This is a genomic window from Hydrogenophaga sp. BPS33 (assembly GCF_009859475.1).
Classification (GTDB): Bacteria; Pseudomonadota; Gammaproteobacteria; order Burkholderiales; family Burkholderiaceae_C; genus Hydrogenophaga.
The window spans coordinates 5,610,736-5,632,093 of record NZ_CP044549.1; the positions used below are offsets into that span (position 1 = coordinate 5,610,736).

Genomic DNA, 21,358 nt, shown 5'->3' on the forward strand with positions numbered 1-21,358 from the left:
AAAGGATCAGGGAATGGCGCGGCGATCGCATCAGCCACCGCTTTGTGTTGGGAATTTCGTCACTTCACCGGAAATCTGAAGCGCCGGCAGCGCAATGGCGCCCCCGGGCTTGGCCCCCACGGGCATGGGGCGCGCGGCCTCGGTGGGTGCGACCACGGCCGGCACGGCCTTGGCGGCGGGGTGCGCCTGGGCCGCCACCGGCGGTGGCGCCGCCTGTGGCAGCATGCGCTCTTCGGCTTCCTGGGTCATCACCACGATGCTGATGCGCCGGTTGATCGGGTCGGTGGGCGCGTCCGCGCGCAGCAGCCGGCTCGATGCCAGGCCTTCGACGCGGCGCAGCTTGTCGTCGGGCAGGCCGCCGGCCACGAGTTCGCGGCGCGAGGCGTTGGCGCGGTCGGCCGAGAGTTCCCAGTTGCTGTAGCCGCGGTCGCCATTGCCGTAGGGCGTGGCGTCGGTGTGGCCGGCCAGCGCGATGCGGTTCTCCACATCGCCCATGGCCGCTCCGATCTCGCGCAGGATGTCGCGCATGTAGGGCTTCACCAAAGCGCTGCCGGTGTCGAACATGGGCCGCTGCTGGTCGTCCACAATCTGGATGTGCAGGCCGTCGGGCGTCTTTTCGAGCTGGATCTGCGAGCCGTACTCCGAGAGCTTCGGGTTGCGCGCGATCACGGCGGAAATCTTGCGCTCCAGCGCCTCCATGCGCATCGCATCCTTGCGGGCCTGGTCGGCGCGCGCCATCTGGGCACCGATGAGCTTGGCCGCGCGTTCGGAATCGCCGCTGTCCATCTGGCCGAAGGACTTGCTCAGGTCGCGCCCGCCACCGGGCAGGATGCTGCTGCTGTTGCCGGTGCCCGGGCCGCCCATGAGCGAGACCTTCACTGGCGACTGGAAGTAACTCGCGATGCCCTGCAACTCGCCCTTGGCGGTAGAGCCCAGCAGCCACATCAGCAGGAAGAACGCCATCATGGCGGTCACGAAGTCGGCATAGGCGATCTTCCATGCACCACCGTGAGCGGCATGGCCGCTCTTCTTGATGCGCTTGACGATGATCGGTTGCAGCTTCTTTCCATCACCCGCCATGACGAGCTCCTATGTGACGAGAGAAGCAACCCCGCCCAGAGGCACCAAGGGTCCGGCTTGGCTGCCCCGAGGCACCACGCTCTCTCCGGCGAACGGGCCTGAACCCACAGGCATCAAGGGTCCGGCTGCGCCGGCCCGAGAGGCCGTCCCCCCTCGAAGCGCCGAAGGCGCGCCACGGAGGGGGGAAGCCGCGCAGCGGCGCAGGGGGGTGTTCCTCACTTCTTTTTGACATGCGCCTCCAGCTCGGTGAATGTCGGCCGCACGTCGACGAAGAGCACCTTGCGGCCGAACTCGATCGCGGTCAGCGGGGCATAGCCCTGCATGCTGGACAGCAGCGTGGTCTTCACGCAGAGCAGTTCCTTGCTGCCCTCCTCCACCTTTTGGTCGAGCAGGCCACCCAGCGGCTCGAACACGCCGTACGCCAGCAAAATGCCCAGAAAGGTACCGACCAGGGCCGAACCGATCATGGCGCCAAGCACCGCGGGCGGCTGCCCTACCGAGCCCATGGTGTTCACCACGCCCAGCACGGCCGCCACGATGCCGAACGCCGGCAGGCCGCCGGCGAGCCGCCCGATGGCCGCCACCGGGGCATGGGCTTCCTGGTGGTGGGTTTCGATTTCCGCGTCCATCAACGACTCGATCTCGTGCGCATTGAGGTTGCCCGATACCATCATGCGCAGGTAGTCGGTGATGAACTCGACCAGGTGGTGGTCGGCCGCGATGGCCGGGTACTTCTTGAACAGCGCCGATTCGTGCGGGTTCTCCACGTCCTGCTCGATCGCCATCAGGCCTTCCTTGCGCGCCTTCTGCAGGATGTCGAACATCAGGGCCAGCAGTTCCATGTAGCGCGCCTTGGTGTAGTGGCTACCTTTGAAGCACTGGGCCAACCCTTTGAACGAGGCCTTGACCACCTTCATCTGGTTGTTGATGAGGAAGGCCCCCAGCGCCGCGCCGAGGATGGTGGTCAGCTCGAAAGGCAAGGCCTTGAGCACCACGCCGATGTTGCCGCCGTGGAAGATGAACACCCCGAAGATGCAAAGCATCGAGACGACGAAACCGATGATGACAAACATGTTCTTGGGCCTGAAAGAGGACGCGGCGCACCCACGCACGCGCAACTTGGACGGATGTGTTTTCTATCGGTCAACTCTAGGGGCGATTGAGGGGAGCCATAAACGCGAAATGGACCCGCATCGGGGTCCATTTCAAGCGTTGAGGAGAAGTGTCTTCATCCAGAAATGCCGCGGAACAGGCTTTGCCAGGCCGCAGGCATTGCCCCCTGGGGGTGACGCCGAAGGCGGCGCAGGGGGAGCCCCATTCAGTGCAACCTCAGACCGCCTGAAGCACCGCCCTTGCCGGCACGTGCCGGCGGCTGGCACAGGCCGCAGACGAAGTGGCGGTTCTCATAGGGCTCGCTCACGAAGTGGCCGCCGCAGCAGGAGCACTTGGTCAGGGTCAGCATGCCGTTGTCGACGAACTTCACCAGGCGCCAGGCGCGGGTGACGGAGAGCAAGGGCTCGACGGCGCTGGCCGTCATCTGGTCGCTGTAGAGGCGGAAGGCCTTGATGACCGTGTCGATCTCTTCGAGCTCGCTGGTCTTGGAGAGGTATTCGTGGATGTTGAGGAACAGCGACGAATGGATGTTGGGTTGCCAGGTCAGGAACCAGTCGGTGGAGAAAGGCAGTTGGCCCTTGGACGGCGACTTGCCCGCGACTTCCTTGTACAGCCGCAACAGCCGTTCATACGAAAGGCTGGTTTCGTACTCCAGTACCTGCAGGCGCGCGCCCAGCTGGATCAGGGCCACCGCGCGTTCGATATCGCGCGATTCGTTGAGGATGCTTTTGCCTGCGGCCATGGTCGGCTCCTGGAGATGTAACGGCGTGAGAGGAAAACGAGACAGCGATCAGTGCGCCGTGGCCGCCATGGATTCGGCGAATTTGCCGGCCATGAGGATGCTGGCGTGCAGCTGGGTGGTGGTGCTGTTGTCCACCTTCTTCACGTTGTGGCTGGTCAGCAGGTTCCACACCAGATCGTCGTCCACACGGAAGCGGCACAGCAGCATGTTGCTCGACGCGATCTTGAGCAATTGCGCGGTAGACAGCATGCCCAGCAGGTCGGCGGCTTCCTCGGTGATGCCCAGGCGGAACAGCGCTTCGGCGCGGTCCTTGCGGATCAGGTTCTGCGCCAGCATGAGGTAGGTCAGGTTCGCTTCGCGGATTTCGGCGAGGATTTGGTCGTTGTCCATGGTGAGGGTCCTTCGTTCGGTGGGCACCGCCGTGTGGGCGTTGCGTTTACATGTGCTGACTCGATGTGTTGAATTGTGTCGACGGGTAAAAAAACTTGAATCGGCGAATGGCTGCGCACACCGTCAGGTGCGCAATACCCCCCTGTCATCCAGATTCCTACATCTTTGGTGTTCAGTTGGGCGCTTTTCGTGATGCACCGCACGAACGGGCGAGGGACAAGGCACCAGGCCGCTGCACGGCAAAGCCTTGAACAGACGGCAAACACACCGGTTTATTGGCCCGTTGTGGCGCGGTCAAACCTCAAGAATCTCCAGTCATCACCGAAATTGACTCAACGAACTTCCAAATGGGTTCGTCGTGCAGCCCGGCAAGGGCGGCGAGCAGCGACGGTGGAGGCCCGAAAGGGTCGACGCGGCGATGGGCACAAGAGCCTGTCAAACCGGTTCACTTTCCAGGTCCCATTTACAGGAGTTAGCCATGTCCACCACCATCAACACCAACCTGATGTCGATGAATGCTCAGCGCAACCTGAGCAGCACGTCCAGCTCGCTGGCCACTTCCATGCAGCGCCTGTCCTCGGGCCTGCGCGTCAACAGCGCCAAGGACGACGCCGCCGGGCTGGCGATCTCCGAGCGCATGAACACCCAGGTGCGCGGCTTGAACGTGGCCGCGCGCAACGCCAACGACGGCATCTCGCTGGCCCAGACGGCCGAAGGCGCGCTGGGCAAGGTCGGCGACATGCTGCAACGCATGCGCGAACTCGCCGTGCAGTCGGCCAACGCCTCCAACAACAGCAGCGACCGCACGGCCCTCAACGCCGAAGTGACGCAGTTGCGCCAGGAAATCGACCGCGTGTCCAAGACCACGTCGTTCAACAGCACCAACCTGCTCGACGGCTCGTTCGCCAACGCCACCTTCCAGGTCGGCGCCAACGCGGGCGAAGGCATTTCCATCGACAGCATCGTCAACGCCAACACCACCGCGCTCGGCCAGACCGCCGTGCACATGACGGCCAAGATCGTGCCGCCGGCCACGCCGGTCGCGCCGGCCGTGCTGGCCGCCATTCCCACCGGTGGCGCAACGCCGCTGACCATCAACGGCGCCGACGGCGTGGCCGTGAACCTCGGCCCGATCGGCGAGGCCACCACACTGGCACAGCGCGCGGGCCAGATGGTGGACGCGATCAACGCCAAGTCCACCGACACCGGCGTGTTCGCCCGTCCCACCTACACCGCCGGCGTGGTGGATGGCTACGAGGTGTTCTCCGACCGCGCCCTGGTGGCCGGTGACTTCGGCAACTTCGGCGCTGGCACGACCGGTGCGGGCGCGGCCACCGCGGCCGCCGCCGACTCGTTCGTGGCCGACATCAACGTCAACAGCTTTGGCGATTCGCAACTCGCGCTCAAGGTGATCGACAACGCCATCAACGCGGTGAACAGCTCGCGCGCCGACCTGGGCGCGCTGCAAAGCCGCTTCGAGAACGCGGTCTCCAACATCCAGATCACGGCGGAAAACCTCTCGGCCGCGCGCGGGCGCATCGTGGACGCCGACTTCGCCAAGGAAACCTCCAACCTCTCGCGCGCGCAGATCCTGCAACAGGCCGGCACCGCCATGGTGGCGCAGGCCAACCAGGTTCCGCAGGGCGTGCTCTCGCTGCTGCGCTCCTGATCCACCACACACGCCATGACACCACACGCCACCTGCTCCTTCACGCAACCGTGCCGCGCCGGCGGGGAGATCTGACATGGGCATTTCCTCCACCGGCCTGGCCAGCGGCGTTCCCATCGACAGCATCGTCTCGCAACTGGTGGCGCTCGAACGCGCCCCGCTGGTGCCCCTGCAGGCGCAGGCGACCAAGTTCCAGAGCAGGATCTCGGTCTTCGGCACGCTGACGTCGATGATGAATTCGCTCGGCGAACTGGGCACCAAGCTGGCCGACCCGAACGCGTTCAAGGCCGTCAAGGGCAGTTCCTCGCAGGACAAGGCGGTAGGCATTACCGTGGCCGCGGGCACCGCACCGACGGCGATGTCGGTCGAGGTGCAGCAGCTGGCCAAGGCGCAATCCACCGCCAGCGTGGCCGTGCCCAAGGACACCGCCATGGGCGCGGGCAGCCTCAAGATCACCATCGGCGACTGGAGCTCCGGCTCGTTCGTGGCGGGCGACAAGACCCCGGTGGACATCGAGATCGCCGAGGGCGAAGACACCCTTACCCAGATCGCCGCCAAGATCAACGCCGCCGACGCGGGCGTCACGGCCACCGTTCTGCGCGACGCCTCGGGCGAGCGGCTTTTGATGCGCTCGAAGGAAACGGGCGAAGCCCTGGGCTTCGAGGTCCAGGCCACCGACGCCGACGGCGTGGCCACCGACGGCCTGTCTCGCCTGGCGGTGCAGACCGGCGTGGCCTCGGGCGTGCAGATCACGCACGGCGCGAACGCACTGGCGACCATCAACGGAATCGACATCGTCTCGGCCAGCAACACCTACAAGGACGGTATCCCCGGCATCACGCTGCAGTTCTCGCAGCTCACGACCTCGCCGGCCGAGGTCGCGGTGACCCTCGACAAGGAGGCGATGACCAAGACCATCCAGTCCTTCGTCGACGCGTACAACGCGCTCAACGACATGCTCACCAGCACCACCGGCTACAACCCCGACACCAAGGTGGCCGGGTCGCTGCAGGGCGACAGCACCGCCGTGGGCCTGCAGGGCGCGCTGCGCGGCATGATGCGCTCGTTCACCCCCGGTGGCGAGTTCACCACGCTGGCCGACATCGGCATCGAGATCAAGTCGGGCGGCAAGATGAGCATCAACAGCACCAAGCTCAGCGAGGCGCTGGACAAGCCGGATGCTGTGCAGAACCTGTTCAACGCCGACCACATCGACCCCACGGCGCAAGGCTTCGGCGAGAAACTCAAGACGTTTGCCGAAGGCTTCGGCGGGGCCAGCGGCACGCTGACGTCGCGCACAGAGTCGCTGCGCGCGGCCGTCACGCGCAACACCAAGGAACAGGACAAGGTGAACGAGCGCGCCTCCCGCGCCGAGACGCGCTACCTCAAGCAATACAACGCGATGGACGCGATGGTGGGCCAGCTCAATTCGCTCAACGCCTTCGTCACGCAACAGATCGCGCAGTGGAACAAGGCCAGCTCCTGACAGCGCGCAGCCGACTTTCTCCCTCGCCCTGGCGCCCCGCGACCAGGGCTTTTTTTTGCGGGCTACGCCTCAAGAATCCAAGCGCGACACCGAAGTGAGAACCATCGGGTGAACGGTTCCGCCCCCCTCTCTCATGAGTTCCTCCATGACGACGATCAACACCAACGTGATGTCGATGACGGCCCAGCGCAACCTGGGCACCACGTCTTCGTCGCTGGCCACGTCCATGCAACGCTTGTCTTCGGGCCTGCGCGTCAACAGCGCCAAGGACGACGCCGCCGGCCTGGCCATCTCCGAGCGCATGAACTCGCAAGTGCGTGGCTTGAACGTGGCCGCCCGCAACGCCAACGACGGCATCTCGCTGGCGCAGACCGCCGAAGGCGCGCTGGGCAAGGTCGGTGACATGCTGCAGCGCATGCGCGAACTGGCCGTGCAATCGGCCAACGCCTCCAACAACAGCAGCGACCGCGCGGCCCTGCAAGCCGAAGTGACTCAGCTTACCCAGGAAATCGACCGCGTGGCGAGCACCACCTCGTTCAACGGCACCAAGCTGCTCGACGGCTCCTTCGCCAACGCCACCTTCCAGGTCGGCGCCAACGCCGGCGAGGCTATCTCTCTCCAGAGCACGGCCGACGTACGCTCTGCGAGCCTCGGGGGCGCCACATTCCTCTCCACGGTGGGAATGAGCTGGGCCGCAGGAACGGCCACGTCGGCAGGCACCATCAGCGGCATTTCGGTGACGGGCCCGAAGGGGAACATCATCTCCGTGAGGGATGTGGACGTCGCCTTGGGGGACACGGCAGCGCAAGTCGTGAAAAAGATGGAGGCAGCCTTCAACGCCGCCACCTCCGAAACCGGGCTGATTGCGCGCGCGGTCGCGGGTACCGCCCAGATGTCGCTCGACTCCGTGACCGACTGGGTGGACAGCAGCGGTGCTGCAGCGGGCTTCAACATCAGCGGGGGGACCAGCAGCGCCGCAGGTCTTGGCACCTTTGGCTTGACTGGTGGCCCCGGAGCCAACTGGGTCCAGCAGCTGGAAGACCTGGACGTCAGTACCGTGATCGGCGCAGGCCGAGCGATCACGCTCGCCGACAAGGCAATGACCACCATCAACTCGGCTCGTGCCGACCTGGGTGCCCTGCAAAGCCGTTTCGAGAACGCGGTGGCCAACATCCAGATCACGGGCGAGAACATCGCCGCCGCACGCGGGCGCATCGTCGACGCCGACTTCGCCAAGGAAACCTCCAACCTTTCGCGCGCCCAGATCCTTCAACAGGCCGGCACCGCCATGGTCGCCCAGGCCAACCAGGCGCAGCAAGGCGTGCTCTCGCTGCTGCGCTGACCGTCCCGGGAGACCGGTGGGCTAAAGAATTCGTGGCGTCCTCCGAAATAGAAACCAACGAACTTCACCGAGGGTTCGTGGCCCGGGCAACCGGACAAGTTCAGCTCACTCAACCGCTCAACAGGAGTTTTTCATGTCTACCACCATCAACACCAACGTGATGTCGATGACCGCCCAGCGCAACCTGGGCACCACCTCTTCTTCGCTGGCCACTTCCATGCAGCGCCTGTCCTCGGGCCTGCGCGTGAACAGCGCCAAGGACGACGCCGCCGGCCTGGCCATCTCCGAGCGCATGAACGCACAAGTGCGCGGCCTGAACGTGGCCGCCCGCAATGCCAACGACGGCATCTCGCTGGCCCAGACCGCCGAAGGCGCGCTGGGCAAGGTCGGCGACATGCTGCAGCGCATGCGCGAACTCGCCGTGCAGTCGGCCAACGCCTCCAACAACAGCAGCGACCGCACGGCCCTGCAGGCCGAAGTGACGCAACTGAGCAAGGAAATCGACCGCGTGGCCGGCACGACCTCGTTCAACGGCACCAAGCTGCTCGACGGCTCGTTCGCCAACGCCACCTTCCAGGTCGGTGCCAACGCCGGCGAAGGCATCGCCATCGACAGCATCGTCAGCGCCAAGACCAGCTCACTGGGCGACACCTCGCTGATCACCGGCGCCGGCACCATCACCACCACGGCCGGTGCGAACGTCGCCATCGCGGCCGGCGACCTGACCGTCAAGGGCGTGGAGCTGGGTCCGATCGCCGCCGCAACGACCGCCAGCCAGCGCACCCTGCAAGTGGTGGACGCGATCAACGCCAAGTCTTCGGATACCGGTGTGTTCGCCAAGGCCACGCTGGACGCCAACGGCAACGCGACCGCCTTCGAAGTGTTCGGCGAAAGCGCGATCGCCGTGGCCGATTTCGGCGGCTTCACCGCCGCTGCCACCGGCACGGTGGCCGTCGGCGCCGCCGCCACCAGCCAGCTCGACGACATCAACGTCAACAGCTTCGGCGACGCACAAAAGGCGCTCAAGGTGATCGACACGGCGATCAACGCGATCAACAGCTCGCGCGCCGACCTCGGCGCCCTGCAAAGCCGCTTCGAGAACGCCGTGGCCAACATCCAGATCACGGGCGAGAACATTTCGGCTGCGCGCGGCCGCATCGTGGACGCCGACTTCGCCAAGGAAACCTCCAACCTCTCGCGCGCCCAGATTCTGCAGCAGGCCGGCACCGCCATGGTCGCCCAGGCCAACCAAGGCGCCCAAGGCGTGCTCTCGCTGCTGCGCTGATCGCGTCGCGGGCATCGCCTCCAGTGGCGGTTGTGCGGTGAACACCGCGCAACCGCCTTTTTTCTTTTCAATATCCCGTTCGGGCTGAGCTTGTCGAAGCCCTTGCAAACCAACATCACAAGAAGGCTTCGACAAGCTCAACTCGAACGGAACATACGTAACGCGCTAAAGATTCCGACTGCGCCACCGAAGTTAGACACAACGAACTTCACTGAGGGTTCGTGGCCCGGGCAACCGGACAAGTTCAGCTCACTCAACCGCTCAACAGGAGTTTTTCATGTCTACCACCATCAACACCAACGTGATGTCGATGACCGCCCAGCGCAACCTGGGCACCACCTCTTCTTCGCTGGCCACCTCCATGCAGCGCCTGTCCTCGGGCCTGCGCGTCAACAGCGCCAAGGACGACGCCGCCGGCCTGGCCATCTCCGAGCGCATGAACGCCCAGGTGCGTGGCCTCTCGGTGGCCGCGCGCAATGCCAACGACGGCATCTCGCTGGCGCAGACCGCTGAAGGCGCGCTGGGCAAGGTCGGCGACATGCTGCAGCGCATGCGCGAACTCGCCGTGCAATCGGCCAACGCCTCCAACAACAGCAGCGACCGCACGGCCCTGCAGGCCGAAGTGACGCAGCTGAGCAAGGAAATCGACCGCGTGGCCGGCACGACCTCGTTCAACGGCACCAAGCTGCTCGACGGCTCGTTCGCCAACGCCACCTTCCAGGTCGGTGCCAACGCCGGTGAAGGCATCGCCATCGACAGCATCGTCAGCGCCAAGACCAGCTCGCTGGGCGAGCTCTCCGCCACCGAACATTTCGTGGCAACCGTGGCGGCGCCTTCCACCGCCGCCAACGCCGCGATCCCTGCGGGCACCGCCGGCTGGTCGATCAAGAATGCTGCGGGCGTGGACGTGGCCCTGGGTGGCATCGCCGCCTCCACCACCGCCGCGCAGCGCACCACGCAAGTGGTGGACGCGATCAACGCCAAGTCTTCGGATACCGGTGTGTTCGCGCGCGAACTGGCCGCTGGCGGCTACGAAATCTTCTCCAGCCGCGATCTGACCGCCGCCACCGACTTCGGCGCGGCCTTCACCGCGGCCACCACCGGCGCGCCTGGCGACACCGCGCCGCCCGCCACGCTGACCACGCTGTCGGCCATCAACGTGAACAGCTTCGGCGACGCACAGAAGGCCCTGCAAGTGATCGACAAGGCGATCAACTCGATCAACAGCTCGCGCGCCGACCTCGGTGCCCTGCAAAGCCGCTTCGAGAACGCCGTGGCCAACATCCAGATCACGGGCGAGAACATCTCGGCTGCGCGCGGCCGCATCGTGGACGCCGACTTCGCCAAGGAAACCTCCAACCTCTCGCGTGCCCAGATCCTGCAGCAGGCCGGCACCGCCATGGTCGCCCAGGCCAACCAGGGCGCCCAAGGCGTGCTCTCGCTGCTGCGCTGATCGCGCGGCGGCCCCATCCGTTCTCCTCCAGGGGGTGGTCGCGCGGTGAAAGCCGCGCGGCCTTTTTTTTGCCCGTGAGACGGCCGCCACGTCGGCGCGCCGGCGCAAAAGAGAAGGGGAAAAAGCACACCATTGCCCCACCAATTGCTGCCGTTCAGACCTACAGACACGCCGCTGAGTGCCGATAAGAAAAGCATCAGACCACAGCAGGAACCCAAGCCATGTTCACCTCTGTCAATACCCGCGCCGCTTCCGCCTACAAACGCGTTGCCGTCGACACCGGCGTGCAGACGGCCGACCCGCACACGCTGGTCGCCATGCTGTTCGAGGCCCTGATCCAGAGCCTGAACCTGGCCCGTGGCGCCCTGGAACGCCAGGACGTGGTGGCCAAGGGCATGGCCATTGGCAAGTCGATCCGCATCATGGAAGAAGGCCTCAAGGCCGGCCTGAACCTGAAGGAAGGCGGACAGCTGGCGGCCAACCTGAAGAGCCTGTACGACTACAGCATCCAGCGCCTGACGCTGGCGAACCTGCGCAACGACATCGCCCCCATCCGCGAGGTGCTCAACCTCATCGAACCCTTGGCCGACTCATGGAAGCAGATGCGCACCGAAGGCGCGTTGCAGGGAGCCTGAAAAATGGAACACGGTTTGATCGACTACTACAAGGCCATCGAAAACACCAGCCAGCAGATGCTGGTGGCCGCCCAGGGCGAGAACTGGGACGAAGTGGTGCGCCTCGAAGGTGCCTGCGCGGTGCTGATCGCACAGCTGCGCTACAAGTCCAAGACCGACGAACTCGGCCCGGACGAGCGCAAGGAGAAGGTGCGGATCATGCAACGCATCCTGCGCACCGACGCCGAGATCCGCTGTCTGGCCGAGCCCTGGTTGAGCGATCTGGCGCAGATGATCGACAGGGGCAGCCCGGCGGTGCACTAGAGATCAGAGATCACCCCCCTGCGCCGCTGCGCGGCTTCCCCCCTCCGTGGCGCGCCTTGCGGGGAGTCCTGCTCTAGACGCTCATGTTCATGATGTCGGAATAGGCTTGCACCATGCGGTTGCGCACGTGCAGCGTGGCCTGGAACCCCACCTGGGCTTTCTGCATGGCGAGCATGGTTTCTTCCAGGCTCACCTTGGGGTTGCCCAGTTGCACCTGGGTCTGCAGGTTGGAGGCGGCTTCCTGCGAGGCGCTCACTTCCTTCAGCGCATTCTTGAAGTTGGCGGCAAAGCCGGACTCCACGCCCCCCGCCGCCCCCGGCTTCTTCAAGGCCGATGAGCCGATGCCGTTCAGGGCCTGGCTGCCCAGAGGGGAAATGCGCATGTCCATGGGGGACTCCTTCCAAGAAAACGAATGGGACGATGCTAGGCCGGCCCTCCCCGCCGCGGGCCGGGAATAAGGGTGCAATCCCCCGCCTTTTCATGGCTATGGCGGGGGCACCGGGACCGAATAATCGACCGCACCAGGGGTTCCGCCCCCGTGCATCGACCCCCAACCCGAAGCCCATGCCATGAGCACCACCGCCGTTGCCGAACTGGACATCACGCCGACCACCGCGAAACCCCGCAGTGCCTTCGGCGAAGGTTTTGCGCGCATGGACCCGGCGCAGAAGGTCAAGCTCGGCGTGGGCGCGCTGGCCCTGATCGCCGTGGCGCTGGCCTTCTTTTTCATGGGCCGCCAGCCCGAATGGCGCGTGCTCTATGCCAACCTGGGCGACAAGGACGGCGGCGCGGTCGTGGCCCAGCTCTCGCAGATGAACGTGCCCTACAAGCACGCCGAAGGGGGCCAGGCCATCATGGTGCCGGCCGACAAGGTGCACGACACGCGCCTGCGCCTGGCCTCGCAAGGCCTGCCCAAGGGCTCGGTCACCGGTTTCGAGCTCATGGAAGCCAACCGCTTCGGCATGACCCAGTTCCAGGAACGCCTGACCTTCCAGCGCGGCCTCGAGGGCGAGCTCACCCGCTCGATCCAATCGCTTTCCTCGGTGGCCTCGGCGCGCGTGCACCTGGCCCTGCCGAACCAGAATGGCTTCTTCCGCGAGCAGCAGAAACCCAGCGCCTCGGTGCTGCTCACGCTGCACGCCGGGCGCACGCTGGACCGCGCGCAGGTCGCCGGCATCGTGCACCTGGTGGCCTCCAGCGTGCCCGAGATGAACCCCAAGGCGGTCAGCATCGTGGACGACGCCGGCTCCCTGCTCTCCAGCCCGCCCGATGGGCAGGCGCAGGGCGCGGACACCCAGAAGCTGCAGTACGTGCAGCAGCTCGAACAGCTCTACACCCGCCGCATCCTGGACATGCTGGAGCCCCTAGTGGGCCGCAACAACGTCAAGGCACAGGTGAGCGCCGAGGTCGATTTCTCGCAAGTCGAATCCACCAGCGAACAGCACCGCCCGAACCAGGGCGCCGACACCACGGCCACGGTGCGCAGCACGCAGACCCTGGAGGACGGATCGGGCGCGCGCGCGCAGCCCTCGGGCGTGCCCGGCGCCGTGAGCAACCAGCCTCCGGCCACCGGCACCGCGCCCATCAACGGCGCGGCGGCCCCGGTGGGCGTGGCCAGCGCCCAGAACGGCACCGACCAGGCCGGCAACATGCGCCGCCAGTCGGTGGTGAACTACGAGGTCGACAAGACCGTGAAGGTGGTGCGCGAGTCCAGCGGACAGGTCCGGCGCCTGAGCGCGGCGGTGGTGATCAACCACCGCACCACGCTGGACAAGGCCGGCAAGGAAACCACCGCCGCCATCCCGCCCGAACAACTCGAACAGATGACGGCCCTGGTGCGCGAAACCATCGGCTTCAACCGCGAGCGCGGCGACTCGGTGAACCTGGTGAACGCTGCCTTCAACGTCGAGAAGACCAGCGAAGCGGACGAGGCCGTCTGGTGGCAACAACCCGCCAACCAGGACGTGATGCGCAGCCTGGCCTGGCCGATCGGCATGGTCGGCCTGGGTCTGCTGCTGCTGCTGGGCATGGTGCGCCCGGGCCTCAAGCTGATCAAGAACCCCGCGCCGCGCCTGGAGGCCACCGCCGTGCAGCCCCTGAGCGCGGTGCTCAACGAAACACCGGAGCGCCCAGGGCTGCCGATGCCGAGCAACGAGCCCACGCCCGAAGCCCTGCGCCTCTCGGACGCCAAGCGCCTGGCGCTCGAAAATCCGGCCGCCGTGGCGAACATCGTCAAGGGTTGGGTCAACGGCGAAGCGCCGGCCTGAGCGCGCACAGGGAGCAAGATCATGGAAGACCAAGGCATTCAGGACGCGGCCATCTTTCTCATGTCGCTGGGCGAAGAGGAAGCGGCCGAAGTGTTCAAGCACCTCTCGCCCAAGGAAGTGCAGAAACTGGGAGAGACCATCGCCAAGACGCGCTCGGTGTCGCACGAGCGCGTGGACCAGGTGATGCAGAAGTTCACCGACGCGGCGTCCTCGCAGAGCCTGCTGGTGTCCGACACCGACAACTACGTGCGCGCGGTGCTCAAGCGCGCGCTGGGCGACGACAAGGCCTCGCTGCTGATCGACCGCATCCTGCAGGGTGGCGACGTCTCCGGCATCGAAAGCCTGAAGTGGATGGACCCGCTGTCCATCGCCGAACTGCTGCGCAACGAGCATCCGCAGATCGTGGCCGCCATTCTGGTGCACCTGGAGTCCGACCAGACCGCGGGCGTGCTCAAGAACTTCACCGAGCGCACACGCAACGAAGTGATGCTGCGCATCGCCACGCTCGAAGGCATCCAGCCCACCGCCCTCAAGGACCTCAACGAAGTGCTCTACAAGGTGCTGGCCGGTGGCGACAAGATTCGCAAGACCTCGATGGGCGGCGTGAAGACCGCCGCCGAGATCATCAACATGATGGGCACGCAGATCGAGACCTCGGTGATCGAGTCGATCCGCGAGTTCGACGCCGACCTGGCCCAGAAGATCATGGACAAGATGTTCACCTTCGAGGACTTGCTCAAGCTCGACGGCAAGTCGGTGCAGATGGTGCTCAAGGAAGTGGCCACCGAGTCGCTGGTGATCGCGCTCAAGGGTGCCACCAACGAGCTGCGCGAACTCGTGCTCTCCAACATGTCCAGCCGCGCGGCCGAAGCGCTGCGCGAAGACCTCGAATCGCGCGGCCCGGTGCGGCTGTCGGAAGTGGAAGCGCAGCAGAAGGAAATCCTCAAGGTCGTTCGCCGTCTCTCCGACGAGGGCCAGATCGTGATCATGGGTGGCGGCGAAGAAGAGGCTTTTGTATGAGGAAGAAAACACCCCCCGCGCCGCTTCGCGGCTCCCCCCTCTCTATCGCCTTCGGCGGGAGGGGGGCGACACCTGGGGCCGGCGAAGCCGGACCCTCGGTGCCCCTGGATGACGTCACCTCTTTCGTGGCGCCTCGCGCTGACGTGTCGATCTGAATTCCATGGCATCCAGCAAACCCAATCCCCATACCCGCTTCATCCCGCGCGAAGAAATCTCGGGCGTGTCGGCCTGGCATTTTTCCGCTGTCGATGGCAGCGACGACACACCCAAGGCATCGGTGAGCGAAGATCCCGTGCCCGCCGAGGGCGTGACCTCCGAGGTGCTGCAGGAAGCGCGCCAGCAGTCCTACGCCGAAGGCTTCGCGCGCGGCCGCGATGCCGGTGGCCAGGAAGTGCGCGACGCGCTCGAAGCCACGGTGCGCAAGACCGCCGAAGAGACCGCCGTGCGCATGGCGCAACTGCTGCACAACACGCGCGACCACCTCAAGAAGAGCGAAGCCAAGATCTCGCGCCAGATCCTGGAACTGGCCTGCGACCTGGCGCGCCAGGTGGTGCGCCAGGAACTCAAGAGCGACACCGAGCACATGAAGCCGGTGATCGCCGAAGCCCTGGACCAACTCGTGGACGACGGGCAACCCGCCACCGTGCGCATGAACCCCGGCGACCTCGCCCTGATGCAAGGCGCACTGCAGGAAAACATGGGAAACCACCCGGTGGAATTCGTGGCCGATGCGGCCATCAGCCCCGGCGGCTGCCTGATCGAATCGCCCTCCATGCGGGTGGACGCCACGATCGAAAAACGCTGGACGCGCGCCGTCGGCAACCTCGGCCTCGAAACCCCGTGGAACCCGGAGAACGCCGATGTATAGACAGGACACACCCCTGCCGCGCTTCGCGCGCCCCCCTCAAGGGGGCGTCGCTGGCCGTCCGGCAAAGCCGGCCCGGCGGCGACTCTGGGTTAGACCCGTGAGCGCGAGGAGCACCGCATGACCGACAGTGTCTTTGGGCCAGAAAGCCGCTGGGGCAACTTCATGGAAGACGTGCGCGCCAGCGCCAGCGTGAAGACGCCGCTGGAAGTGCGCGGCACGCTCACCCGGCTGGCCGGCCTGGTGCTCGAAGCCGTGGGCCTGAAGGTGCCGGTGGGTTCGCAGTGCCTGATCGACAACGGCCACAAGGAGCCGGTGCTGGCCGAGGTGGTGGGTTTTTCCCAGGACCGCGCCTACCTCATGCCCGCTGGCGACACGCATGGCCTGTCCAGCGGCGCCAGCGTCACGCCGCTGGCGCCCTACCGCACCGTGCCGCGCGTGGGCCAGGCCAACAAGCCGCCTTCGCCCGACGACCGGGGCACCCTGCGCCTGCCCCTGGGCCGTGGCCTGCTCGGCCGCGTGGTCGACTCGCACGGCAACCCGCTGGACAAGATGGGGCCGATCGAGAACGTCGACATCGAACCCATGGACCGCGCACCGCTCAACGCGATGGAACGCGACCCGGTGCGCACGCCGCTGGACACCGGCGTTCGCGCCATCAACGCCTTGCTCACCGTGGGCCGTGGCCAGCGCATCGGCCTCTTCGCCGGCTCCGGCGTGGGCAAGAGCGTACTGCTGGGCATGATGGCGCGCTACACCAAGGCCGACGTGATCGTGGTCGGCCTGATCGGCGAGCGCGGCCGCGAAGTGAAGGAATTCATCGAGGACATCCTCGGCGTCGAAGGCCGCCAACGCGCCGTGGTCGTGGCGGCTCCCGCAGACGCGCCCCCGCTGGTGCGCATGCAGGGCGCGGCCTACGCCACCGCGATCGCCGAGCGCTTCCGCGACGACGGCCTGGACGTGCTGCTGCTCATGGATTCGCTCACCCGCTACGCGATGGCGCAGCGCGAGATCGCGCTGGCCATCGGCGAGCCACCCGCCACCAAGGGCTATCCGCCTTCGTGCTTCGCCAAGCTGCCGCAGCTGGTGGAGCGCAGCGGCAACGGGCTCAACGGCAGGGGTTCGATCACCGCGTTCTACACCGTGCTCTCCGAAGGCGACGACCAGCAAGACCCGATCGCCGATGCGGCGCGCGCGATTCTCGATGGCCACATCGTGCTCTCGCGCGCGCTGGCCGAGTCGGGCCACTTCCCCGCCATCGACGTTGAGGCCTCGGCCTCGCGCGTGATGCACAACGTGGCCGGTGCGGTGCACCTGGACATGGCCCGCCGCTTCCGCGGCCTGTATTCGCGCTATCAGAAGAGCCGCGACCTGATCCAGCTCGGCGCCTATGTGGCCGGCAGCGACCCCGAGACCGACCGTGCCATCGTGCTCTACCCGGCGTTGCAACGCTTCCTGATGCAGGGCATGCACGAAGCCGCTTCGCTGCCCGAGAGCCTGCAGCAGATGAAGGAGGCGCTGCAGGACGAGAAGGAGAAGGCCGCGCCACAGCGCCAGGCCCGCCCGCACCACAACCCATATAGCGCATGACCCAGCTACAAACCCTGCACAAGGTGGTGGACATCGCGGAAAAACGGCGCGACGAAGCCCTGGGCGCGTTGGCCCAGAAGCAGCGCGAGCTGCAAGCCGCGCAGAGCCAGATGGACCAATTGGCCGCGTACGCGAAGGAAGCCGAAGCCCGCTGGGCATCGCGCAGCGCGGTGGGGGTGGACGCGGCCCTGCTCATGCACCACCGCCAGTTCATGCAAAAGATTCACCACGCCATGGAATTCCAGCACAGCGTGCTCAGCGAGCGGCAGCAACAGATCGACCAGGCCCAGGCACAGGTGCACGTGGCCGAACGCGACCTGGCCGGCCTGCGCAAGTTCACCGACCGCAAACAACAGGCCATCGACCTCAAGGTCCAACGCCAGGACCAGAAGCAGACCGACGAGATGGCATTGACCATCCACCTGCGCCAGCACCTGGCGCAATCCCTGGCCCGCCATTGAAGCCCCCAGACGAGAGCAGCCCATGACCACCACCGCCTCCACCGGCAGCACAGCCGCCAAGCCCGCCGAGCACGCCCACAAGCCCCAGCAGGACAAGGCGCGCCCCGAAGCGGACAAGGCCGGCCAGGCCTCGGACCTGTTTTCCGCGATGCTCGCGCTGATGAGCGACGCCCAGGGCGACGCCAGCGCGGCGGACGAAGCGCTGGACACCCACAAGAAGGAGGCCGATGCCAACGCTCTCGATCCCTTGGGCGCCATGCTGGCCTGGATGAAGCGGGACCCCGCCAGCGACGCCGACGGCCAGGCGCGTGCGGGCACACCGGGGGCCGCAGCCGGCACCGCCACCCAAGCGCCGCGCGAAGGCGGCATCGGCATCGATGGCATGGCACGGGTCGATGAACCCGCCCCGCCGCTGGCCAACCCCAGCGCGCAGGCACGCGCCGCCTCGCGCCCCGCCTTCAGCCCTCTCAACCCGCACGCGCCCGTCCCCGCCGCATCGGCCGCCGACGGGCAGGCATCCGGCGGTGGACCCCAGCCGCTGGCGTGGCAACGCGGCGGCCCTGTGGGCAGCACCGATGCGCTGCAGCAGCAACAGGCGGCGCAACTGGCCCAGGTGCGCACCACCGTCGCCATGAACGAGCGCTTGGGACTGGCCAGCCCGTCGCCCGAGCGCGGCGCGGTGGCGCTGGCCCCAAGCGAATTCGCGTCCACCCAGAACGCCTTCAACATGGCGGGCGGCAATGCCGCCGGCGTGAAGACCGGCCCGGTGTCGGGCATGGCCGCAACGGGCGACAGCAACACCGCGGGCCTCGTGGGTGTGGGTGCTGCCAACGATGGCAGTGGCGGCAGTGGCGGCGCCAGCGGAGACGCTTCTGCCCAGGCACAAGGCAACGACGCGCAGAACCCCTACGCCGCCGAAGCCGAGACCAGCACCGTGAGCCACTGGGGCACGCAGCACCTGCGCCACGCCAGCCTGCGCGTGGGTGGCGAAGGCAGCGCCGACGCGATCGACATCCAGTTGCAGCTTCAAGGCCAGGAGGTGCAGGTGAACTTCCAGACCGACAACGCCGAAGCGCGTGCGCAACTGCGCGAGAGCGCGGGCGAATCGCTGGCCGATCTGATGCAGCGCGGTGGCATCCAGCTGGGCAGCGTGTCGGTGGGGTCGCAGGGACCGTCGCACGGCGACGGGTCACAGGCGCATGCGGCCACGGCACAGATGCCGCGCGCCGCACAACGCCAGCCGTCACCACCGCAGGCGGTGTCCCGGGAGCCCATCGAGCACACGCGCGCCGACGGCTCGCGACCGCTGGATGTGTTTGCCTGAAGGCTCGTCAGACCATGGGGTTCGAGGCCCGCAGTGGGGCCTTGTCACGCACACACATGCGTCAGACGCGCATCGCGCCCGCAGCGGCTCTCAACAGCCGCACCGTCTCCTCGTGTTTCCATTCAAGCGCCAAGTGCAGCGGCATGAGCCCCGCCGTGTTGGCCTGATGGATCGAGGCCTTGTGGTCCAGCAACAGCTGGACCACACCATGGTGGCCCGCTCTGCTGGCGGCGTGCAGCGGCGTGTCGCCTTGTTTGGCGGTCGCGTGCACTTGATGTGGCGCCTGCGACAGGATGAACCGGACGATGTCCAAATGGCCTTTCTGGCTCGCGTGGTGGAGTGCCGTCAGCCCGAATGCATCGCACTCGTTCAGATCCACACCGTGTTCGATCACCAGCGCCTTGACCTCGGCAAAGTGGTTGTCGCTGGCATGCATCAACAGCAGGCCGACCCGGATTCGGTGCGCATCCCGCGGCTGCAGATCACCGAGCTCTTGCGCCTTCAGCGTGGCGCGCTCATGGATCACCAGCGCTTGCTGGTGGGCATCCCACGTCAAGGTGTTCATGGGGGGCGCGGAGCGCTGCAACAACGCAATACCGGGTTGGCCGGTGGTTCGCTCAGTACCGCCATCTTCGATCCACAAGACCAGCGCCTGCATGTTCAGCTCGATCAAATTCGTGCCGTCGCCGCCAACCGTGGTGATGTGAAGCCCCTGATAGCCGCCATCCTGGTGACGCGGCCGAGGAATGCCCGGATCGTGTTGAAACCGGCCGCGCATGGCTTCGATGGCCCGCTTGATGTCACAACCCAAGCCGAGGATGCGCAACACGCCTTTTTCAAACAGCAAGCGAAACACCTCGACCAAGGGCGCACGCTCGCTGCGGCCCAAGATCACCATCACCTGCTGGTAGGCGTCGTCCCAGTACGAGTGAAAGTTCAGCGCGACCATGTCGCCATCCATCCTGGGCAGATCCATCAAGCCTTGCCAACTCAGGTCTTGCATACCATCGCCCAGCTTGTGCATCTCGATCCCGGCCGCGGCACCGCATTTGAAAAAGGGGCCGTGGTCCCAAGCCGCATGGTCTGCGCCCACGATGATCCAACACCGCTTGAACGTCGTCGGGGCGAGCTGGATGGGCTGGGCCATTTGTGTCATTTGCAGGGATTGGATGACTTTGAGCGGCTGGCCACACTGCGCCGCCAGACCCACCGGCAAGGTGCGCCAGTCGTTGGGCTGGTTGGCCATTTCCCGGAACTTGTCGGCTGGCATGGCGGCCCGCAGCGCCTCGGTGTTTTCCGGATGGCGGGTGTTCATGGCAGCCATGTGCAAGGCGGTATGACCGCGAATGCCCCGCGCATGCAGGTCCACGCCTTGCTTGATCAGCCAAGCCACTGTGAACGGGCTCCCGTCCCGACAGGCGACCAGCAGTGGAGACCATCCGTTGGGCAAGGATGTGTGAACGTCCGCCCCTTTGGACTGCAACAACTTCGCCATGTCGAGAAGCTCGTGTGAAATGGCGAGGTAAAACGGGGTGGCACCGGCGGTGCGGCGGGCGTTTACGTCGGCCACACCAAGCCCCAGCAGCATTCGAACGACGGATTCCTGGCGGTGGGCCAGTGCCAGGTGCAGCGGCGTCGAGTGGTTGTCGACCGTGCGGGGGTTGGGATGGGCCTTGCGGTTCAACAGCGCAGCCACGATGGTGAAATGGCCCGCCTTGGCCGCTTCGTGCAAGGGCGTCATGCCTTTGTGGTCGGCTTGGTTCACATCAGCGGTGCCCTGCCACAACAGGACATCGACAATGCCTTGCTCCACCGCCCCCGGCTGCCGCACGGCCAGCTGCAAGGCGGTTCCTCCCGTGCTCAAGGGCTTGTTCAGCACGGAGGGATGTGCCTTCAACAGCGCCTCCACCGCCTTCTTGTCGCCATCGACGATGGCCCGTTCCAGCTGCTGCGCGTGGCTCAGACCGGCTTCGCGAACAGCCTGCGCCTGGATGGAGAGCGTAGGCTGTGGCGCCAACGCCGTCGTCGTGGTGGTCACGTCACCCGGCAATGCGGTGGCGGTCGTTTGTGTGGTCGACGTGGTGGTCGTGGTAGTCGTGGTATTTGTGGTGGTCGTGGTGGTGGCTGGGCCGCCTGGCCCGCTCGGTAGGTGGAGCGGGGGTGCGGAATCGGGTTGCAGCCCGGTCGGTTGTCGGGTGTACGGCGTCGCAGAGGTGTTGTTCATAGAGCGTCTCATCGGGGTGATGAGGTTCATGAAACGCGACAGTCTGCGAGGTTCCCGCACGGAATAGCCGGCTTTTCAAGCCCTTTTCCAGCGACCACCGCAAGGGTGA

Annotated in this window: 19 protein-coding genes; 13 read left to right on the forward strand and 6 right to left on the reverse strand. The window is 66.1% G+C overall.

What is annotated here, in order from left to right:
* Positions 1-30 precede the first annotated feature (30 nt).
* The 4 genes from motB to flhD form a co-directional block, all read right to left on the reverse strand.
* On the reverse strand, positions 31-1,080 hold the full coding sequence (motB, locus tag F9K07_RS25960; protein WP_159596155.1) for a flagellar motor protein MotB: 1,050 nt from the start codon (positions 1,078-1,080) through the stop codon (positions 31-33).
* A gap of 215 nt (positions 1,081-1,295) precedes the next feature.
* Entirely contained in the window at positions 1,296-2,153 is an 858-nt protein-coding gene (gene motA, locus F9K07_RS25965; RefSeq protein WP_159596156.1) for a flagellar motor stator protein MotA, read from the reverse strand.
* A 245-nt stretch (positions 2,154-2,398) separates the two neighbouring features.
* On the reverse strand, positions 2,399-2,935 hold the full coding sequence (gene flhC / locus F9K07_RS25970) for a flagellar transcriptional regulator FlhC (protein WP_159596157.1): 537 nt from the start codon (positions 2,933-2,935) through the stop codon (positions 2,399-2,401).
* A 48-nt stretch (positions 2,936-2,983) separates the two neighbouring features.
* Positions 2,984-3,325: a flagellar transcriptional regulator FlhD gene (gene flhD / locus F9K07_RS25975; RefSeq protein ID WP_159596158.1), complete on the reverse strand. Its 342-nt coding sequence runs from the start codon at positions 3,323-3,325 to the stop codon at positions 2,984-2,986.
* A 478-nt stretch (positions 3,326-3,803) separates the two neighbouring features.
* Between flhD and F9K07_RS25980 the strand changes: the two genes are divergently transcribed.
* The 7 genes from F9K07_RS25980 (at position 3,804) to F9K07_RS26010 (ending at position 11,498) form a co-directional block, all read left to right on the forward strand.
* The gene (locus tag F9K07_RS25980; RefSeq protein WP_159596159.1) at positions 3,804-4,994 is read left to right on the forward strand and encodes a flagellin; all 1,191 of its coding nucleotides are present in this window, start codon (positions 3,804-3,806) and stop codon (positions 4,992-4,994) included.
* 76 nt (positions 4,995-5,070) lie between these two features.
* Complete coding sequence (fliD, locus tag F9K07_RS25985) at positions 5,071-6,480, forward strand: flagellar filament capping protein FliD (protein ID WP_159596160.1); 1,410 nt, start codon at positions 5,071-5,073, stop codon at positions 6,478-6,480.
* Positions 6,481-6,625: 145 nt separating this feature from the next.
* Positions 6,626-7,822 carry a flagellin gene (locus tag F9K07_RS25990; protein WP_159596161.1) on the forward strand — a complete coding sequence of 399 codons (1,197 nt, stop codon included), beginning with the start codon at positions 6,626-6,628 and terminating at the stop codon, positions 7,820-7,822.
* A gap of 133 nt (positions 7,823-7,955) precedes the next feature.
* A complete protein-coding gene (locus tag F9K07_RS25995) occupies positions 7,956-9,107 on the forward strand; it encodes a flagellin (protein ID WP_159596162.1) in 1,152 nt (383 codons plus the stop codon).
* Positions 9,108-9,384: 277 nt separating this feature from the next.
* Complete coding sequence (locus F9K07_RS26000; protein WP_159596163.1) at positions 9,385-10,560, forward strand: flagellin; 1,176 nt, start codon at positions 9,385-9,387, stop codon at positions 10,558-10,560.
* A 221-nt stretch (positions 10,561-10,781) separates the two neighbouring features.
* The gene (fliS, locus tag F9K07_RS26005; protein ID WP_159596164.1) at positions 10,782-11,195 is read left to right on the forward strand and encodes a flagellar export chaperone FliS; all 414 of its coding nucleotides are present in this window, start codon (positions 10,782-10,784) and stop codon (positions 11,193-11,195) included.
* Between the two features lie 3 nt (positions 11,196-11,198).
* Entirely contained in the window at positions 11,199-11,498 is a 300-nt protein-coding gene (locus F9K07_RS26010) for a flagellar protein FliT (protein ID WP_159596165.1), read from the forward strand.
* A gap of 73 nt (positions 11,499-11,571) precedes the next feature.
* On the opposite strand, the gene fliE is transcribed toward F9K07_RS26010, so the two are convergent.
* Positions 11,572-11,886, reverse strand: a complete 315-nt coding sequence (gene fliE, locus F9K07_RS26015; RefSeq protein ID WP_159596166.1) for a flagellar hook-basal body complex protein FliE — start codon at positions 11,884-11,886, stop codon at positions 11,572-11,574.
* A gap of 181 nt (positions 11,887-12,067) precedes the next feature.
* Here fliE and fliF point away from each other — a divergent pair, with 181 nt between their 5' ends.
* The 6 genes from fliF to fliK all read left to right on the forward strand — a co-directional run bounded on the left by fliF (position 12,068) and on the right by fliK (position 19,025).
* Complete coding sequence (gene fliF, locus F9K07_RS26020) at positions 12,068-13,765, forward strand: flagellar basal-body MS-ring/collar protein FliF (RefSeq protein ID WP_159596167.1); 1,698 nt, start codon at positions 12,068-12,070, stop codon at positions 13,763-13,765.
* Positions 13,766-13,786: 21 nt separating this feature from the next.
* On the forward strand, positions 13,787-14,785 hold the full coding sequence (gene fliG / locus F9K07_RS26025; protein WP_159596168.1) for a flagellar motor switch protein FliG: 999 nt from the start codon (positions 13,787-13,789) through the stop codon (positions 14,783-14,785).
* A gap of 160 nt (positions 14,786-14,945) precedes the next feature.
* Positions 14,946-15,653, forward strand: a complete 708-nt coding sequence (locus F9K07_RS26030; protein ID WP_159596169.1) for a FliH/SctL family protein — start codon at positions 14,946-14,948, stop codon at positions 15,651-15,653.
* 162 nt (positions 15,654-15,815) lie between these two features.
* A complete protein-coding gene (gene fliI / locus F9K07_RS26035; protein WP_236582062.1) occupies positions 15,816-17,240 on the forward strand; it encodes a flagellar protein export ATPase FliI in 1,425 nt (474 codons plus the stop codon).
* Complete coding sequence (gene fliJ, locus F9K07_RS26040) at positions 17,237-17,701, forward strand: flagellar export protein FliJ (RefSeq protein ID WP_159596171.1); 465 nt, start codon at positions 17,237-17,239, stop codon at positions 17,699-17,701. The genes fliI and fliJ overlap by 4 nt, the downstream gene beginning before the upstream one ends.
* A gap of 22 nt (positions 17,702-17,723) precedes the next feature.
* Positions 17,724-19,025, forward strand: a complete 1,302-nt coding sequence (gene fliK / locus F9K07_RS32110) for a flagellar hook-length control protein FliK (protein WP_159596172.1) — start codon at positions 17,724-17,726, stop codon at positions 19,023-19,025.
* Positions 19,026-19,086: 61 nt separating this feature from the next.
* Here fliK and F9K07_RS26050 read toward each other — a convergent pair whose 3' ends face one another.
* The gene (locus F9K07_RS26050; protein ID WP_159596173.1) at positions 19,087-21,249 is read right to left on the reverse strand and encodes an ankyrin repeat domain-containing protein; all 2,163 of its coding nucleotides are present in this window, start codon (positions 21,247-21,249) and stop codon (positions 19,087-19,089) included.
* Between the last annotated feature and the right edge of the window lie 109 nt (positions 21,250-21,358).

What these genes read in the sequence shown, in the direction of transcription:
- motB (WP_159596155.1), bottom strand. Translation starts at nt 1,080, where the DNA reads ATGGCGGGTGATGGAAAGAAGCTGCAACCGATCATCGTCAAGCGCATC.
- motA (WP_159596156.1), bottom strand. Translation starts at nt 2,153, where the DNA reads ATGTTTGTCATCATCGGTTTCGTCGTCTCGATGCTTTGCATCTTCGGG.
- flhC (WP_159596157.1), bottom strand. Translation starts at nt 2,935, where the DNA reads ATGGCCGCAGGCAAAAGCATCCTCAACGAATCGCGCGATATCGAACGC.
- flhD (WP_159596158.1), bottom strand. Translation starts at nt 3,325, where the DNA reads ATGGACAACGACCAAATCCTCGCCGAAATCCGCGAAGCGAACCTGACC.
- F9K07_RS25980 (WP_159596159.1), top strand. Translation starts at nt 3,804, where the DNA reads ATGTCCACCACCATCAACACCAACCTGATGTCGATGAATGCTCAGCGC.
- fliD (WP_159596160.1), top strand. Translation starts at nt 5,071, where the DNA reads ATGGGCATTTCCTCCACCGGCCTGGCCAGCGGCGTTCCCATCGACAGC.
- F9K07_RS25990 (WP_159596161.1), top strand. Translation starts at nt 6,626, where the DNA reads ATGACGACGATCAACACCAACGTGATGTCGATGACGGCCCAGCGCAAC.
- F9K07_RS25995 (WP_159596162.1), top strand. Translation starts at nt 7,956, where the DNA reads ATGTCTACCACCATCAACACCAACGTGATGTCGATGACCGCCCAGCGC.
- F9K07_RS26000 (WP_159596163.1), top strand. Translation starts at nt 9,385, where the DNA reads ATGTCTACCACCATCAACACCAACGTGATGTCGATGACCGCCCAGCGC.
- fliS (WP_159596164.1), top strand. Translation starts at nt 10,782, where the DNA reads ATGTTCACCTCTGTCAATACCCGCGCCGCTTCCGCCTACAAACGCGTT.
- F9K07_RS26010 (WP_159596165.1), top strand. Translation starts at nt 11,199, where the DNA reads ATGGAACACGGTTTGATCGACTACTACAAGGCCATCGAAAACACCAGC.
- fliE (WP_159596166.1), bottom strand. Translation starts at nt 11,886, where the DNA reads ATGGACATGCGCATTTCCCCTCTGGGCAGCCAGGCCCTGAACGGCATC.
- fliF (WP_159596167.1), top strand. Translation starts at nt 12,068, where the DNA reads ATGAGCACCACCGCCGTTGCCGAACTGGACATCACGCCGACCACCGCG.
- fliG (WP_159596168.1), top strand. Translation starts at nt 13,787, where the DNA reads ATGGAAGACCAAGGCATTCAGGACGCGGCCATCTTTCTCATGTCGCTG.
- F9K07_RS26030 (WP_159596169.1), top strand. Translation starts at nt 14,946, where the DNA reads ATGGCATCCAGCAAACCCAATCCCCATACCCGCTTCATCCCGCGCGAA.
- fliI (WP_236582062.1), top strand. Translation starts at nt 15,816, where the DNA reads ATGGAAGACGTGCGCGCCAGCGCCAGCGTGAAGACGCCGCTGGAAGTG.
- fliJ (WP_159596171.1), top strand. Translation starts at nt 17,237, where the DNA reads ATGACCCAGCTACAAACCCTGCACAAGGTGGTGGACATCGCGGAAAAA.
- fliK (WP_159596172.1), top strand. Translation starts at nt 17,724, where the DNA reads ATGACCACCACCGCCTCCACCGGCAGCACAGCCGCCAAGCCCGCCGAG.
- F9K07_RS26050 (WP_159596173.1), bottom strand. Translation starts at nt 21,249, where the DNA reads ATGAACAACACCTCTGCGACGCCGTACACCCGACAACCGACCGGGCTG.